General features: G+C 31.5%; 12 protein-coding genes. 7 read left to right on the top strand and 5 right to left on the bottom strand.

Annotation, left to right across the window (positions count from 1 at the left end; genetic code table 11):
• Window positions 1–5 precede the first annotated feature (5 nt).
• The 6 genes from OGZ34_RS19695 (at window position 6) to OGZ34_RS19670 (ending at window position 10,529) form a co-directional block, all read left to right on the top strand.
• Window positions 6–986, top strand: a complete 981-nt coding sequence (locus tag OGZ34_RS19695; protein ID WP_173968065.1) for a hypothetical protein — start codon at window positions 6–8, stop codon at window positions 984–986.
• A 17-nt stretch (window positions 987–1,003) separates the two neighbouring features.
• Complete coding sequence (locus OGZ34_RS19690; protein ID WP_263361440.1) at window positions 1,004–1,699, top strand: thioesterase II family protein; 696 nt, start codon at window positions 1,004–1,006, stop codon at window positions 1,697–1,699.
• 19 nt (window positions 1,700–1,718) lie between these two features.
• The gene (locus OGZ34_RS19685; protein WP_173968063.1) at window positions 1,719–3,368 is read left to right on the top strand and encodes a cyclic peptide export ABC transporter; all 1,650 of its coding nucleotides are present in this window, start codon (window positions 1,719–1,721) and stop codon (window positions 3,366–3,368) included.
• A 77-nt stretch (window positions 3,369–3,445) separates the two neighbouring features.
• On the top strand, window positions 3,446–7,909 hold the full coding sequence (locus OGZ34_RS19680) for an amino acid adenylation domain-containing protein (RefSeq protein WP_263361439.1): 4,464 nt from the start codon (window positions 3,446–3,448) through the stop codon (window positions 7,907–7,909).
• Window positions 7,910–7,973: 64 nt separating this feature from the next.
• Window positions 7,974–8,558, top strand: a complete 585-nt coding sequence (locus OGZ34_RS19675; protein ID WP_263361438.1) for a 4'-phosphopantetheinyl transferase family protein — start codon at window positions 7,974–7,976, stop codon at window positions 8,556–8,558.
• Between the two features lie 30 nt (window positions 8,559–8,588).
• A complete protein-coding gene (locus OGZ34_RS19670; RefSeq protein ID WP_263361437.1) occupies window positions 8,589–10,529 on the top strand; it encodes an alpha/beta fold hydrolase in 1,941 nt (646 codons plus the stop codon).
• Between the two features lie 300 nt (window positions 10,530–10,829).
• Here the strand turns inward: OGZ34_RS19670 and OGZ34_RS19665 are convergent, their stop codons facing one another.
• Together OGZ34_RS19665 and OGZ34_RS19660 are read right to left on the bottom strand one after the other, a co-directional pair.
• Window positions 10,830–12,365, bottom strand: coding sequence for a hypothetical protein (locus OGZ34_RS19665; protein ID WP_263361436.1), 1,536 nt, complete (start codon window positions 12,363–12,365; stop codon window positions 10,830–10,832).
• Between the two features lie 433 nt (window positions 12,366–12,798).
• Window positions 12,799–13,536 (bottom strand): hypothetical protein, encoded by a 738-nt coding sequence (locus tag OGZ34_RS19660; RefSeq protein WP_173968058.1) that lies wholly within the window; start codon window positions 13,534–13,536, stop codon window positions 12,799–12,801.
• An 811-nt stretch (window positions 13,537–14,347) separates the two neighbouring features.
• On the opposite strand from OGZ34_RS19660, the gene OGZ34_RS19655 reads away from it, so the two are divergent.
• A complete protein-coding gene (locus OGZ34_RS19655) occupies window positions 14,348–15,013 on the top strand; it encodes a M15 family metallopeptidase (RefSeq protein WP_263361435.1) in 666 nt (221 codons plus the stop codon).
• On the opposite strand, the gene OGZ34_RS19650 is transcribed toward OGZ34_RS19655, so the two are convergent.
• The 3 genes from OGZ34_RS19650 to OGZ34_RS19640 are packed head-to-tail and all read right to left on the bottom strand — an operon-like array spanning window position 15,014 to window position 17,858.
• The gene (locus OGZ34_RS19650; RefSeq protein ID WP_173968056.1) at window positions 15,014–15,580 is read right to left on the bottom strand and encodes a hypothetical protein; all 567 of its coding nucleotides are present in this window, start codon (window positions 15,578–15,580) and stop codon (window positions 15,014–15,016) included.
• A gap of 2 nt (window positions 15,581–15,582) precedes the next feature.
• The gene (locus tag OGZ34_RS19645; protein WP_263361434.1) at window positions 15,583–16,764 is read right to left on the bottom strand and encodes a class I SAM-dependent methyltransferase; all 1,182 of its coding nucleotides are present in this window, start codon (window positions 16,762–16,764) and stop codon (window positions 15,583–15,585) included.
• Window positions 16,765–16,766: 2 nt separating this feature from the next.
• Complete coding sequence (locus OGZ34_RS19640; RefSeq protein WP_173968054.1) at window positions 16,767–17,858, bottom strand: AI-2E family transporter; 1,092 nt, start codon at window positions 17,856–17,858, stop codon at window positions 16,767–16,769.
• Between the last annotated feature and the right edge of the window lie 66 nt (window positions 17,859–17,924).

Below are 17,924 nucleotides of genomic sequence, written 5' to 3'. Positions count from 1 at the left end.
ACAGGATGAATAAAAGCAATAACTATTTAGAATATCATAAAGAGTTGTCACTGATTGAAGAGTATGTGATATTAAAAAAATATACTGAGGCGCTAAATCTTTTTAGTAATCTGATTTCTCAATATCAGTTTATTTTTCCAAGAGATGCTTATTTGGCAGCCCAAATTGCCGCTTACCTAAATGAAAAGGAACGAGCAAAAGTATTTTTAATAAAAGCTATCGAAAGTGGGTGCGATTTCAAAATGTTGAAGAAAAACCTTCACATTAAAAAAATAATAAACGATATAGGAATAAAGGAATTTAAGGAAATCTATATTAAAAGTAATCAGGAGTACAAAAAAAATATTTCAACTGAAGTAAAAGAAGCACTCCAAAAACTGCATAAAAAAGACCGTGAATATTTAATAAGTTATTATAAGCTGTATAATTATTTTTCAAAGGAAAAAATATTACTTGAATGGAATGAATATTCAGTAATAGCAGGAGCTGAGGTTAAAGAGCTAATACAAAATGTTGGTTTTCCGTCCTATAAAATAGTGGGTACGGATAGTCTCGAGGATTATAAAAAAGGAGATTTTAAGGATTATATTTCTTCTCACATGGCAATTATACTCTTAGCTCACGATTATGAAAGTATTAAAGATATAATGCCTGTCCTGTTAGAAGAAGTTAATAAAGGACATATATCGGCCAGAGCTTTGGCTTTTCTTAGAGATGTTATAACGTATAAAAGGCTGACGAAAAAGAAACTGAAAAATGATGATTTTGATACCTATAAATATGGCACATTTTTGTTTCAGGATCAAAATATTGAGAATATTTCAGATTACAATTATGAGAGAAAAGAAATAGGACTGTGCAGTTTAGAAACTGAAAAGGAAAAACACCTTATAAATAATCTCTATAATAAAAGCGTGTTTTGGAATCGTAGGAATAAAAATTTTAGCAAGCCATTATTCCACTTTCTAACTGAAGACATTTGTTAGACATAAAAAAGAATCACATGAAATTAATCACATTGCCCTTTGCAGGTGGGAATAAATATTCTCTTTCTTTTTTAAAAAGAAAAGTCTTCGATATGCAAGTTGTAAATCTTGAATATCCGGGAAGAGGAGCAAGAAATAGCGAATCTTTTTTGGAGGACATTGATGCCGTAGTGAACGATATCTTTATAAAAATAATAAACGAAATAGGAGAGGAGCCTTATATTATTTATGGCCATAGTTTGGGAGCTTTAGTAGGATATTTAGTTTGTCAGAAGATAGAAGAGTCTGGAGTACGACAGCCTTTAAAGTTAGTAGTTAGTGGTAGGAAGGCTCCATCTATTGAGAGGGATAAAACATTGTCTCATTTGCCGGATCAGTTATTTTGGGAAGAAGTAATAAAAATAGGCGGAATCCCAAATGAATTGCATGATCATCATGAGCTAATAAATTTTTACAGACCTATTTTAAGAGCTGATTTCAAAATTTTCGAAAGTTATAATTACGTGAAAAAGAAGAAACTTAATCTGCCTATTGATGTATTCTATGGCACCGAAGAAGAAATTTCTGAAAATGAAGTAAAGGAATGGGAAAACGAGAGCACGGAAGAAGTTGTCGTAAAATCGCTAAAAGGGAATCACTTTTTTATATACAATCATGAAGATTTTTTTGTGAACTATTTTAATAGTTTGGCTAAAAATCTGGTTTACAATTAATCTAATTTAAAAATAATCCATGCTTAAAATTTCAATTAAAGATATCATTTATCTTATTTTATATTCTATACCAAACACCATCCTAAGTTTTGGAATCGTGTACATCATTAACAACGTGATTTCTGGTAAAGAAGGTTTCTTAACAGACTACATAGGGATAGTTTTCATATCGGTAGTAGTTTATACTTATTTATTGAACATTATTTTTCAAAAAAAGATCAATAAACGTTCTTTTGAAGTACTATATGAAAATGAAAAGAAAATATTTGATAAAATATTAAAAACTTCATTGATTACTCTCGAAAAATTGGGTGCGCAAAGGTTTTATACAGCGATCGAGGATTTAAGGATATTTTCCACTTTTCCCGAAGTAGTGACGCATTCTATTAATTCCCTATTGATGTTAATTCTTTGTATGATGTATTTATTTACGTTATCAGTTTCATCGGCTTTGGTGGTTATTGCTTTAATGGTTACAATAGCTGTGATCTATTTTTTTGTAATCAATACAATGTCCCAAAAAGTTGGAAACCTTAGAAAGTATAATGAATATTACTATAAATATGTAGATGATGTAATCAAAGGATTTAAAGGATTTAAGCTAAGTACCCAAAGAAGAGACAATTTAATGGGGAATCACTTAGCTCCGAACAGAGAGAATGCAAAAGAATTGGATTTTAAGATAAATTATGTGTTTTTATCGATCAATTTGATAAGCCAATATGGATTGTACTTAGTTATAGGAGTAATTCTATTTTTGTTGCCTGAGGTAGGGTTACTTAAAAGAGAAGACGTGATCTCCTATGTAGTTGTTTTATTGTTCATTTCGGGACCAATTAACAACTTAATCAATATGCAAAATATTTACACGAGGTTAATGGTCGCAAATACCAGAATCAAGAATTTTTTGAAGGATTTTGATACGGTTGAAGCAACCACCGAAGTTCATAATATGACACCTAAAGTATTTGACTCTTTGGTCTTTAGTGATATTAGTTTTGCTTACGAAAATGACACTGCTGAAAAAACTTTTGCTTTAGGCCCAATAAATCTTTCTATCGAAAAAGGAGAAATGATATTTATAATTGGAGGAAATGGAAGTGGTAAAAGTACTTTTATCAACATCTTGACAGGTTTGTATCAACCTTCAGAAGGAGAGGTAATCTTAAATAAGCAGCAATACATCAAAGGAAATACAGATACTCAAAACTTGATTTCGGCAGTTTTTACAGACAATCATATATTTTCACAGAATTATGACAATTATTCATTAGAGCAAAACAAAGAGTATCAGGAACTTTTGAAAATAATGGAATTGGACAAGGTGATTCTGGATGATAAGGAAGATTCTGCAAGACGACCTTTTTCAAAAGGCCAGAGCAAAAGAATGTCATTGATTTTTGCTCTTCTGGAAGACAAACCAATTCTGGTTTTAGATGAATGGGCAGCAGATCAGGATCCTCATTTTAGAAAATACTTTTATGAAAATTTACTGCCAAAGTTAAAACAAGAAGGTAAAACGATCATTGCGGTAACTCATGACGATACTTATTTTAAACATGCGGATAGAATCCTGAAATTTGATTATGGAGAAATCGTTAAGGATTTTAAAGTAACAGGTGATATTTTGCACACAGAAAGCTTATGGCACAATGAAATTGTGAGTTGAAAAGCAAAGTAGCAAAAAAATCAAATTTCGTAAGCTATTAGTTCTGGAGCAAATAACGTTAACACATAATTTTTTTTATGAAACTTACTCTTCCCCAACAAGATGTTTATTTCGAACAATTATTGTTCCCTAAAGATCCCATCTATAATATTGGGGCTAAAATTGAAATCAAAGGGATATTAAATATCGAAGCTTTTAGAAAAGCATATATAAAACTTATCGATCAGCATGATACCTATAGAAGCATTCTTGTAAAAGATCAGGAGGATATCGCAATCAGAGTATTAGAGGAGCATCAATCCGAATTGGGATTTGTTGATTTTTCTGATTGTGACAATGCTATAGAAGAATCTAATAGCTATATGCAAAAGGAATTTATGAAACCTTTTGATTTATTTGATGAAGACCTTTTGCACGTTTTTACTTTGGTAAAAGTGAGCGAAAATTTTCATTATTTGTTTTCGGTATACCATCACATCATAACGGATGGTTGGGGGACCTCATTAATGTTTCAGAGGTTAGTTCAGAATTATAATGAAATTCATGAATTTGGTGAAGTTAGAACCATTTATCCTTTTAGTTACAAGGATTTTATTGATGATGACAATTCGTATCAGAACTCTCCTTTTTTTTTAGAAAATAAAAAGTACTGGTTACACAGGTTTAAATCTTTACCAGAAGTTTTCTTAGAAAAAGAATTTTTATCAGACACAAAAAATAGTTCCTTACAAATCAACAAAAGCAGTCGAAAAGAGCTGGTTATTAAAAGGGAATTATACAATCATCTAAATAAGTTGGCTTCCGGATATAAATGCACTTCTTTCCATTTGATTTTAGCTGTTTTGTATACCTATTTCGGGAGGAAACATCAAAATAATGATTTCGCAATAGGCTTGCCAGTTTTAAACAGGAGCAAATCTAGCTATAAAAAAACAGTGGGTCTTTTTATGGGAGTATCACCTTTGAGAATTTCTTTAGATTTTGATGCCACTTTTAAAGATTTAGTTGGCCAGATAAAAAATCAATTGAGACAGGATTACCGTCATCAAAGATTTCCTTTAGGCAAACTCATTCAGGAACTTCAGGCTTTCAGGGAAAAAGAAAAAATATTTAATATCACGCTTTCTTATGAAAAACAGAATTATTCTAACGATTTTAAGAATACGCTAACCCGTGTACTACCTTTAACTCATGAATCAGAACGGGTAGCTCTGGCTATTTATATTAGGGAATTTGATGAATCAGAAGATGTAAAGATTGACTTTGATTACAATCTAAACTATTTTAATGAGGTAAGAATTGAACAAGTAGTTGATCATTTCGAAAACCTTCTTAAAGAAATAGTAGTCCATCCGGATAAAAAAATAAAAGAGCTTACCTATTTATCAAAAGAAGAAGCACACCAGATTCTGGTAGCATTTAATAACACAAAAAAGAACGGTGAAAAAGATACAACACTAATCGATTTATTTCAGGAACAAGTTGAAAATTCGCCGGGAAAAGATGCTGTAAAGGATGATTCAAGATCATATTCCTATTCTGAACTTAATAAGTTATCGAACCAAATAGCAGAATATTTAAGAACTACTTATGGGAAAAATGATAAATCCCCTATTGCCGTTTTATTAGATCGATCGGCTAATCTGATAGTTGTTTTATTAGGAATATTAAAGTCCGGAAGATCCTATATTCCATTAGATCCGGCATTCCCGGAAGAAAGACTGAATTATATTATTGATAATAGTCAAAGCAAATTGCTCATAAATGAAAAAAATTACTCCCTAACGACAACTAATGATGTTCGAGTAGTGTCGCTGGAGGATATTTTAGATGGAATAGATATATTTAAAGAAAACTTAGGAAAAGTAGTGTCGCCTAAAGATACAGCCTATATAATTTATACATCAGGTTCAACAGGGAACCCAAAAGGTGTCGAAATTAGACACAGCTCATTGACTAATTTTTTGACTAGTATCCAAGAAACTCCGGGTATTAAACGAGATGACCTATTTTTTTCAGTGACAACTTATTCTTTTGATATTTCAATATTAGAGTTTTTTGTACCATTAATATCGGGGGCTACTTTATATGTGGCAAATCAGAGTGTTTTATCTGATCCGAGGTTGATTGTTCAAAAATTAGAAGAAATGCAACCGACTATAATTCAGGCTACACCAAGCTTTTATCAAATGTTATTCAATGCTGATTGGCAGGGAAGTAAACAATTAAAAGTAATGTGTGGAGGTGATTTATTAAGTGAAGCACTGGCTGAAAAATTGATTAACCATAGTTTAGAAGTATGGAACATGTATGGACCAACAGAAACAACCATTTGGTCTAGTGTAAAAAAAATAGAACATTTTAAAGATGCGTCTATTATTGGAAAACCAATAAACAATACGCAGTTTTATATTTTGGATGATTCTTTAAATCCCAAGCCAATAGGAACGTCTGGAGCAATTTACATATCAGGTAATGGATTAGCAAAAGGATATTATAAAAATAAGGCATTAACAAAGGAAAAGTTCATTAAAAATCCATTTGATGCGTCTGGCTTACTTTATGAAACAGGTGACGTTGGAAAATGGAATGATGATGGGGAAATAGAGTTTTTAGGAAGAAATGATAATCAGGTTAAGATTAGAGGATATAGGATCGAACTTGGGGATATAGAGTCACAATTAAATCAGATAGAAGGAATTCAAAATTCAGTTGTTATTGCCCGAAAAGGAGATCAACAGGAAGCTTTTTTAGTGGCTTATATTTTAGAAAGAGAAGAGAAGATTGATAGAGAAAAAATTAGTGCGGCATTAAGAACGAATCTTCCGTATTATATGATTCCAAATGTTATAATTCCTTTGGAGGAATTTCCTCTTACCCCAAACCAAAAAATAGATAGAAAGGCTTTATCACAAAGAACCATCCAACAAAATATAAGTTATGATGATTTTAGAGCTCCAATCTCAGATTTAGAAAAAAAACTCTCTGGATATTGGAACGAAGTATTAAATAGTAAAGAACCGATAGGTGTAAATGATAATTTTTTTGCTCTTGGAGGGCATTCATTAAATGCAGTTAAATTGATTGGATTGGTGGTCAAAGAGCTTTCTTTAGATATCTCTCTAAAAACTATTTTTGACTACCCTACAATTGAATCACTGGCCAGTCATTTAGAAAAACTTCTTCCAGGACAATCAATTGAAATACCATTATCCGAATCTAAACTTTTTTACGACCTGACTCCACCCCAGTACAATATCTGGTTAGCATCGCAGCAAAAGAATATTTCTATAGCCTATAATATGTTTGCCGCTTACAGTGTCGAAGGGATTATTGATAGAGATAAAATTTCAAATGCAGTAAATAAAATAATTAATGAGCATGAAATATTAAGAACCAATTTTATTGAAATAGATGGAGTTCCTTATCAAAAAATTAATCCTTCTGAAAATGTAAAATTCTCAGTTTCTGTTTATGAATTGGGAGAAGAGGAAGTTGGAGAAGTGATAAAACAATTGAATAATACTGCGTTTGATTTAGAAACTGACTTATTAATAAGAGTCCAGCTTATTCAGGTAAAGACAAATCAGTTTATACTGCTTTTTTGCACACATCATATTTTAATGGACGGTTTGTCATTAGAAATTTTCATCAAATCATTCATTAAGAATTACAACGGACTTACTCCTCTAAATGAGGCAAAAGAAAACAAGTTAAAATTACAGTATAAAGATTACTCAGAATGGTTTAATAACTCATGGAAAGAAAATTCTATTAAAAACGAACTGTTTTGGAAAAATTATCTTCAAAACTATGAGCCTAAAGATTCATTTGAAAAAGATTTTGATAGCAAGTATAACAAACAGAGAGGAGGTAAGTACTTGTTTGAAATAGGATCAGATACTACTTCATCTTTGAAAAAATTAAGTATTGAGAAACAGGTTACTTTTTATACCGTTATAGCAGCATCGCTAAATGTTTTAATTTACAAGTTTTCAAATCACAATGATATTTGCATAGGAACTGTAAATTCTGGAAGAAGTATTCCGGAGTTGAATAATCAAATCGGGATGTTTGTAAATACACTTGTTTTGAGAACACAGATAAGATCAGAGCATAGTTTTGTCGATATATTAAATCGAACTCAAATCAATTTGTTAGAGATCAATGAATTTCAAACGGTACCTTTTGAGAAGCTGTCTCAAACTGTTTTCGATGTCATGTTGGTATACCAGAATCCCGAGTTTTCCTTCGAAAGTATTGATGAATTACAAGACTTAAAATTGACATCTTACCCTGTTGACAATTTGCATAGCAGGATGCCAATTGTATTTAATTTGTTTGAAAATGAAGGTAAATTAAAGGGTGTTATAGATTATAATAATGATTTATTCGCGGAAGATACGGTGAGTATTATGGTTTTAAGATTTAATAAAATTTTAAACGAAATAGTAAAAAATCCATTGTTGAAAATAGATTTAATTGATGATAAATTGGAGTTTGAAAAGAATACATCATTGGATTTTGAGTTTAATTTTTAAAACACATTTATAAGTCTTGATTTACATTTATTATTCTTATCTCTCCAAAGAAAATCATGAAAATATGTTAAAATATAATTTACCAAAATTTCCGGTCGATTATCAGGAGAAAATTAAAAGATACAGAAGATGGCAAGATGCACAGTTGTCGCTATTAGGGAGAATATTATTGTTTAATGCAACCGAAGAAATTTATAAGCATAATCCTTACGATAAAGAGATAAAACATACAAAATATAATAAGCCTTATTTTGATAATGACTTAATCCGGTTTAATATCTCACATTCAGGAGATATTGTGGTTTGCGCATTGAACGATGAAAATGAAATAGGAATTGATATTGAGATTATAAACGATATAGAAATAGAAGATTTTAAATCTCAGCTGACTGAATTTGAATGGAATAAAATTGTTTTGTCAAGGAATAAAAAAGATACTTTCTATGATTATTGGACTAAAAAAGAAGCTGTTATAAAAGCGCACGGAGATGGATTAGCAATCCCTTTAAGTTCATTTGAAATTTTAGAGAATACTACCAGAATAAATGAAGAAAATTTCTATTTAAAAGAAATAAAAATAGATGAAAAGTACAAGTGTTTTGTCTCACTAAAAACGGAGATTAACGAAATCTCATTAAAAAGAGTATAATATAAATCCAATAATCTAACTAAGAATAAAATGAAAAATTTAATAAGGCAGTTTTTATTATTATGTCTGCTTCCAACCTGTTTGTTTTCTCAAACGACTGCTTTTAAAATTGAAAAAACCGCTACTTTCTTTCCCAATGAGAAGAGTATTAACCAAGATAATATAGAATGGAGGTATTTAACTGTTCCTGAAAACTGGGATAAACCGGCCGGTAAAAAGATTAAAATTGCGGTTACAATTTTAAAAAGTGCCTCAAAAAGTAAAGATTTAAACCCAGTCGTATTTATAGAAGGTGGCCCGGGCGCAGGTGCAATAGGAGGGATATGGGATTGGCTTAATCATCCATTACGGGAGAAAAATGATATTGTTTTAGTTGATGTGAGGGGAACCGGTAATTCTTTGCCAAAATTTTGTCCTGACTTAGGGAAAAAATTTTTAGAGATACTGGCCAAAAATCAAAATAAAGCACAAGATGAACAGCAAAAAACTATTGCTGCAATAGCCTGTAAACAGGATTTAATAAACAGAGATATTGAAATAAGTGCTTATAATAGTAAGTCAATAGCTAAAGATTTAAATGCCTTAAAAAAGGCTCTAAAGTACGATCAATGGAATGTTTATGGGGTGTCTTATGGAACATACACAGCCCAGGTTTATGCAGATGATTTTCCTCAGGATATTAAGTCATTGATTCTGGATTCTCCAATTTCAGATATTTCCCAGTATTATAACCATAATACTGAAAATTACATGAATAGTCTTAAGAAAGTTTTCGAAGCATGTAAAAATGACCCTAATTGTGATAAACAATATCCAAATTTAGAAAATGTCTATTTTGAAACCATTGAAAAATTAGATAAAAAACCGATTACAGTTACAGTTGACAAGAAAATAATTCCTGCCGGAAAGTTCACCTATAATGCAGAAGATTTTAAAATTTCTATTCAACAATCTCTATATCATAAAAGATTAATAGAAGTATTGCCCCTATTAATTACAGAATTTAATAAAGAAAACAAAAGGACTTTGAGCTCACTGGTAGCTGCTTTTTCCGGGGCTTTAGGATTAGATTATGGCGCATATTATTGCGTAAGCTGCAATGAGGCTATTCCTAATAACTCGATTGCTGCGTTTGAGGAGAATGCGATTCCTTACAAACGATTAAAAGGAGGATTGTCATTTTATAAATCGGATTTTTTAGTATGTGATAAATGGAATTTAGGAATTGATAAAGCATCAAATCAATTGACTAATTTAGCAAATAGGTCAACATTAACAGCACCAGTTCTGGTATTTTCCGGAGCATTTGATCCGATCACTCCGGCTACAAACGGAGAGATGACTATTGATAAATATAAAAAAGGATTTTTAGTAAATGCACCAGTTTTTGGTCATGCCCCTGGTTTTTCTAAAATTGGATTTAAGATTGTTAATGCATTTATAAATAATCCGAATAAGGATCCTGGTGTAAAAGGGTTTCAATCAAACAAAAAAGTTCACTTTGTTACTGATGTAAAAATTAATGGAGGAGTTTCGAATTTTGCCAATAGTCTAAACGAATTTAATCTACTATTTTTTGCACCCTTCTTTATTGCTATAAGCATCCTATTAGTTACAATTTTCAATTTTTGTTATGCATTAGTTAGATATAGAAAAAATGTCGTTCAAAATAAATTTATGAAGAGCTTGATTGTAATTACTTCTTTACTAGGTTTGTTTGTAATTATAGGACTTGTGCTGGTTGTAAATACTGTGGCTCAGGATAATTTTTATGTACTTGCTTTTGGGGTGCCGAATCAATTTGATTACTTGTTTGTAATTCAATGGGCTTTTGTTGTATTTACTATGATCTCAATACTTTATTTTGCTCTTAAAATTAAGTCTGTTTCGAATAAAAGCGTTATTGCAACAATTTTATTCTCTTTATTACTTATCGGTGTTTATTCCCAATATTGGGGATTTCTATTTTAGAAGAATTGTACGATTTTACGGTTTTTATGATTCTGTTTTTGTAAAAATCTGTAGTATAGGAATTTAGATATTATTAAGAGGCATAAAAAAAATAGCTACTGAGATTCGGTAGCTATTTTTTTTACGAGGTTTTTATGTCTTGAAAAGAAGGATTATAAGAATCACAAATTTCAACTTAGTACTTTTTTGCTATTCATGCAAAAGTTTTATTTAGTCAAGATCTTTTTCATTTTTGAAGACGGTTTCTGTAGTTCCTTGTCCGAACAGATTCAAAACAGGTAAATCAACAAAAAGCAGCTTTTAATTCTCAATAAACACTCCTATTTGTTGGAGATGTTTTTCGGTCTGGTATTTATTAAAGTTATCCCATTTTGGTGGAAAACTTGTTTTTTGTCCATACATGAGATCCAGACAAATGTTGTTGTCTTTGTATTTATCGTGAAGCACAGCCACGATTTTAAAGAAAAACTCATCTAGCATTACGATAGCCCCAAATTCCGATTTTAATTTGTTGTAATTAAGATCTGATGGATTTAGCAATTGCAATAAGTTTAGGACTTCGTTCTTCTCAGCTTCATTAATTTGGGTTAAATAACCAGTCTTTAAGGTTTTAAAAACCAAATTATTCCAGATTTCACTATCGTGTCCCCATTGGACATCGGGTAGATTTAAGGAATGCTCACAGATTAGAATTATTGAAAAAAGAACATCATTTAAGTATTCGGCCGGAAATTCGTCAAAGCTTCTGAATTCAAAACCACTTTGGTACATTTTCTCCTGATTGAAATCCAGACCCACTTCCGAAAGTAATTCGTACTCCATTTCTGTCTCAATCTGATCTCGCCACCAAATATTTTCTTCTTTTTTAAATTTTAGCAATTTTCTAAAATCTTCGACTTTATAGGTTAAGATTTTACCTTTAGGCATTGCTTTGTTAAAGGTTCCTACACCAATGTAGCGTGACATGGCATTTCTCATAGAACCCAGAGTAAATTTTTTGTCCAGGCTGTAGGTGTTGCTTATTACTCCCATAATATCTGGACTTCCAAGAGTAGCGATAAAAAAGGGCTCAAACCATTGCAATAAATAAATAGCGTTGGCATGTGTTTTATCAAAATCACTATAATCGACGATCCTGCTGTCTTTTGTTAACGAAGGTAAGGTAATATGAAAATGGTACGTTCCGTTATTAAACAAAACAAGATTTTCCTGGTTGGTCATGAACATATTAAGACCATTGTTATAATCCGGAAAATTTAATTTACCATTAAGTATCTCTGAGTCATTGATTTTATCGAGAAATAACTTTTTGGTCGCCTTTAATTCTTTACAGGAATCTGCTATTGTTCGATTTTCAAAATATTTAGTTACAAATTCTATAGAATCACCATCAAAATGAACAGAACCCATAGTTTTGTTTCTTTGGGTAATCATACTCTGAATATTGTACGGTTGATCTTCAAGGAAAAGTTCCATAATAGATTTTCCGAGATATTCAGGATTTTCAAGTGGTTGTGGATTTGCTTCAGCAGTATGAACCAATGATTTTACAGGCGACAATGTTTTGTGCTGATAGTTTATATCCAGTTTTTCCAACGAATGACTGTTCATCATTCGGCTCACTTTATAGTTGTCACTTGTGTTAAAAGCTTTTTTAAGCACGGGGGCCAAACTTTCTGGTTTGTAGCATTTTCTATAATCAATGCTGTATTTTTCAAAACCAATTTTTTGTTGTATAAATTCACCAGAAACTATTAGGGATTCTTCAAATTGCATGTAGGTTTCGTTTTCTAATCCAATTCCCCAATAATATTTTTTTGTCTGATTGTCTTTCATTTATACTAATTTTCTTTTTTAAGGTTATTTTAAAATTTTAAAGCCATTTTTTTATTCAAAAACAAGAAGTTCATCTACTGAAATTCTGAGTCGTAAGATCTTTTAACGGATAATGCAGTATTGTTTGCATCCATTAAAAAAACTTTATTGTATTTTTAAAATTGTATGAATTAATAGTAGTCTGGGAAATTGTACACTTGTATCGATTGAAAAATTGATTTAATAATTTTATAATGAGGGTATAAAATTACGATTCTTGTTAATTGTCTTTTTGTCAATGATTTAAGTAGGTATATAGCCGAATTACAACTCTTGCGATTTCTGTTTTTTTCAGACTGCGAAAGTAGTTCTTTATTATCTTATTTCCAAACAGTTAAAAGGTTGTAAATCAGTAATATTTGATTGTGTGGAGAATTGAAGGTATTCTTTTTATTTATTCATGGTAATAAAACACGTATGAGGAGTATAATTCGTCCTTCCACCAATCTTTTCTAACTTCTGAAAAATAATTATAATTTAGCTTTCCTGCCTGTGATTGCAGGGGATATAGGACGACACCATTCTCCCGATATGCCAGATTCGAATTTGTTTCAGGAACAACGGGAACGATATGACCAGATAGTCCTTTTTCTTTTCTTTTGGCGCAAATTATTCCAATTCCACCATTGGTATTTACTTCGTTTTGAATTTCTTCGGGAGTAAACATTCTTTTCCAGCCAAATTGAGGTCCCCATTTTAGAAACCAATCGTGTATGGCACTGGAGTAAATGCGCTCAACAGTTTGTTCAAAAACAGCTTCCACTTCCTTTCCCTGCGCTATTTTTTCGAGTGCGCCATCAGTCCACCAAACAGTTGGAAGATAGACACCACTGAAATAGCAATAATCATAAGAGTAAACATTACAGTAGGTATCTTCTACTGTCCTTTGATATCTAATATTGGTTTCCACGTCGAGTTTATCGATAAGCTGGCCAATACTTTTTTTCTTACTGGAAACATCTGTCTGATCTCTAAATGGAATGCCGGAATCAGAAAGAGGCCTTTCTTTCATCCAAACAGAATCTAAACGGGATTGGGGATCTGGTAATAAATCGGCTTTCTTTATCTTACTATCCCATATTGGATTTTCGTCCGGGGTTAAAGGGGTAGTTTTTGCGGTATATTTCTCCATCTTGACTGCTTAATTATGAACTAGCATAACAGTAGGAATAGATTGTGTCCATAGTGTTATTCGACTAGGTAAAAAGTAAATATAAGGATTTTAAGCTTTCCAATGCGTTTTTTTAGAAATGGCAAATTATAGCAAGCATTACAGTTTAGAACGGATTTTATACAAGTTGCCATATAAAAATTGTGGAAATTATCGCATACTAATTTATAGGATAAATGAAAGAGATAGTAATTAAATTAACTGATTTGTATTTAGTTACGTTTTTTTTAAAGGATGGTAAGTTAAATTTTTATTTTTTTTTACCGCTACAAAGGTTAATTTTTGAGTTAATCGAGTAAATAGTGAGGAAGACATCTATTTAGGTTGAAGAAAAAACACATATATTCAAATTACTGGTTGTCAGTCATTTGTGTTTGTGTTAAATTTGTTATAAGAATTTCGGGTAATACCTGTTCTGAAAAAATTACAACGCCCGGTTTATCTCAAAACCGGTACTGGTGATTTTTTTAAAAGACACACACAGAAGTGAACGAAACTATTTTACAAAACTCATTTTTTATCACTTCAATATTGTTAAATCGTTCAAACATACCTATTATCCGGATAGAATTCCAATTATAAAACGTTATGTTGCGGACTACAATCTTCCTTATACTTCTTATCTATTTTATTATGCTATAAGGTCACATTTTTAAGTGCCAAAAGGCAAAGGAGCAAAGGAAAATATTATGAGAACTGGTGAGATTTAGAATATAGATTCTATTACCTTAAATGGTTTTGTTTATATTTACTTCTTTCAATTTATAGAACCATGAAAATGCAACTGTCTTTATCTCGTACATTATTACTTCTTTTTAGTCTTTTCTTTTGTGCGTTTTCTTCGAATGCTCAAAATGAAACCCATTCCTCTGAGGACAGAGACGAAATTGCCGATACTACTTTTGTAAACCTAAGAGATTACAGTAAGGATTTCGTCTATGATATGAAGTACGCTACTGAAGATAATTTTTTGAAGGCCAAAGTTTACGATTGTGCCGAATGTTTGTTGCGTTATAAGACTGTGAAAGCTCTAATAGCGGCGAATCATGATTTTATGAAGAATGGATGTAAAATAAAACTTTTTGATTGTTACAGACCTTTATCCATCCAGAAAAAAATGTGGGAGATTGTGTCGAATCCGGAGTATGTGGCTGATCCAAAAAAAGGCTCCATCCATAATAAAGGAGGAGCCGTTGATATTACTTTAGTCAATGCTAAGGGTGAGGAACTGGAAATGGGAACTAATTTTGATTTCTTTGGCATTCAGGCCAGTCATAATTATAAAAAATTTCCTGTGTCGGTTAGAGCAAATCGAAAATATTTGAAAAGTGTGATGATAAAAAACGGATTCAATTCTTTTGATTCGGAGTGGTGGCATTATAACTTAAAGACAGGTTTAAATGATAAAGTATCCAACCAAAAGTGGAAATGCGATTAATTATTCAACGCATCTTATGTTTTCCATGAAATAAGTATTCGGATGGTAAAGTTTACCATTTAATTCGGAGGTTAAATCTCTTTTTACAATATAATCTTCTACTTTGGTCAGGTATTTTATTCGCATAATCGAAATGGGAGATTTCTTAAGATCTTCGAAGTTGTCTTTCATGAACATAAAAATTCCGGTATTAATTCTATTGTCAAAACCTTTTTCATCGTGAAGAAGTGTACCGCAATTTTCTTTGTCGATATGAATCAGCGTTACTATTTTTCCATTTTCTAATTGTAAAAAGATTTTTGAGTTTTTATCAAAGCAGTTTGCTTTTATAAAGTCTTTACTTTTTTGGATAAGCTGTAAATTTAAAGTCGGTAAACCATCAGTTTGTGCCAGGGCGAAGAAAACATAATCAAATGTTCCTCCAAAGTATTTTTCGCTAACCATGTATTCGTTGGTTACTTTGTAGCTGCCTATTGAGTCGGTTACATTTGTACTGTATTCACATGGTTTTTGTGCAAAGGCAGTAAAGGTTAATAAGAAAAAGGTTAGTGTAATTAGTTGTTTCATTTTTAAGTTATTTTTCTGCAAATTAAAACTATTTTGTTATCATTTTTATCGGTTGTAAAAAAACAATACAAATTTCCGCCATTTTTTATTTTCCATTTTTTTCGAATGTTTTCCACCGTGTCCGGAAAGTTTCGTGTGGTGATATTCGCCTGCTGATTGACAAGTTCGGTTTTCATATCATTTTTGCTGTAAGGGATTGCCTTTTCGATTTCAAAACGTCGCCCCGGAAAATCTATTAAAGCTTCGGAAGTATATAAATGTGAGTGTTTGTGAAGTTTAGCAATCTTAAAAATACTACTTACTTCATCGAATCCTCCTGATTTCATTATAGCCGAATTGGGCTCATAAATATATTTCTGAGGAAGGTTGTAAGAAGGGATAACGGTTTCATTGCCCAGAATAAATTCGAAAGTTTCTATTTTATCTTTTAGAATATTAGCCGTTTTTATTGTGATTTCACCAGCATAACGATTGTGGATCTCAAATAGTAATTCTTTTACCTCGTTTTCAAGTGCAATAATGTGAATGTTTTTCACAAATTGGAGTTCTGATAATCCGGCGGAAAGATCTAGTAAGGGAGCTGTTTTTATTAAAACAGAATCTGTTTTTTCAAAGTAAAAGTCGAGTAAATCGGGAACATTGGGTAAGCAGTCTTTCAACATGAAAACTTTGCCTTTGGAATCATTCCTGCGGGATGGATCAATATAAATCCAATCCCATTTTTGATCAGAATGATTTAAAACAGAAGTAGAATCACCGGCATAGAAAGTACAATTTTTGACTCCTAGCTGCTCAAAATTATGCTTGACAATGTTTGATAGCTCTTCGTTTATTTCACAATGAGCTACGCTTTTGAATTTTTTGGAGAAATAATAATCGTCTACACCAAAACCTCCTGTAAGATCAATTAGACTTTCGCCCGAAATTAAAGAAGCCTTATAAGCCGCAGTTTTTTCAGATGAAGTCTGTTCAACGGATATCTTAGTGGGATAAATAATGTTTGCGGTCTCAAACCAGGTGGACAGCTTGTCTTTTGCTTTTGATTTTGCTTCAATTTGATTCAAAATTACGATCCAGTCGATTTCAGGAAACGGATTTTTCTGAAGCGCTAATTTTGTAATTGGGACACCACTATTTTGAGTTATGAATTCCTGAATGCTTTGATTTAAAATAGCAGTATTCAATGTTAAATTCTTTCGGTTAATACAGAGACAATTTTGTTGTTAGGAAAAAATTCCTTTAAAATTACTTTCACCATAGTAAACACCGGAATAGCAATAATCATCCCGACAATTCCAAAAGTAATTCCGCTGATTAAAGTAACCAGGAATATTTCTAACGGGTGCGAATTTACGCTTTTTGATGAGATTATAGGCTGGCTGATGTTATTATCAATGGCCTGAACCAATAAAAACCCGATGATTACATAGATTGTTTTGGGAAGTATTTCGGATTGAAAATCACTTCCAATCATACTAATCATGGTTAAAATTCCCGCCAGTATAGTTCCTATAATCGGTCCTATATAAGGTATAACATTCAAAATGGCACATAAAAAAGCAATTACAAAGGCATTTTTATTTCCAAATATCATTAAAACAATTAAATACAGAATAAATACAACCGTTAATTGCAATAAGAGACCTATAAAATAGCGGGTCAGGAAATGGTTGATTTTAGTGATCGAATTTAAGATTTTGTCTTCATTAGTGTCAGGAAGAATTCTTCTTGCACTAACTTTAAAAGCATCCTGATCTTTGATAAAGAAAAAGGTAATGAAGAATACAGAAACCAGTCCCATTCCGATATTCGCCATGAAGCCTATAATTGAATTTAGAAAACCTGTAAAGTAGCTGAAATCGATTATCGATGTTATTTTAGATTCTTTTAAAACTTTATTTAAATCAAGATGTTGAATATTAAAGTAGGCTTCAATAGTTCGTTCTGTTTCCAGAAATTGCTGTTGCAGATTTTGAGTGTCCAGCAGCGATAGATTATTGGCTTGTGAAATGATTAACGGAACAAATAATAATATAAATCCAACTATGGCAAGTATGAATAAAACTAGCGCTGTAGAGGCTGCTAATGAATTACTGAACTTTAATTTATTTTTTAAAAATTGTATTAATGGATTTGCAATTAAACACAATAGCAACGAAATACACAGATAGACAATTACAGTCTGAATTTGATATAGAAAGTATAAAATAGCTACAATAACCAGGATTGTAGTTAAAGCTCTTAAAATTCCGTTTGAAATAATTTTCGATGTTATCATGATTCGGTTTTAGAGGATAAATATAGGAAAAAGCATTTTAAATTTATAGGGAAACAAAAAAAAGCG

Source organism: Flavobacterium collinsii, assembly GCF_946903285.1.
Taxonomy (GTDB): domain Bacteria; phylum Bacteroidota; class Bacteroidia; order Flavobacteriales; family Flavobacteriaceae; genus Flavobacterium; species Flavobacterium collinsii.
The sequence above is the reverse complement of the archived record's forward strand: the minus strand, read 5'-3'. Positions and strand labels throughout refer to the sequence as shown.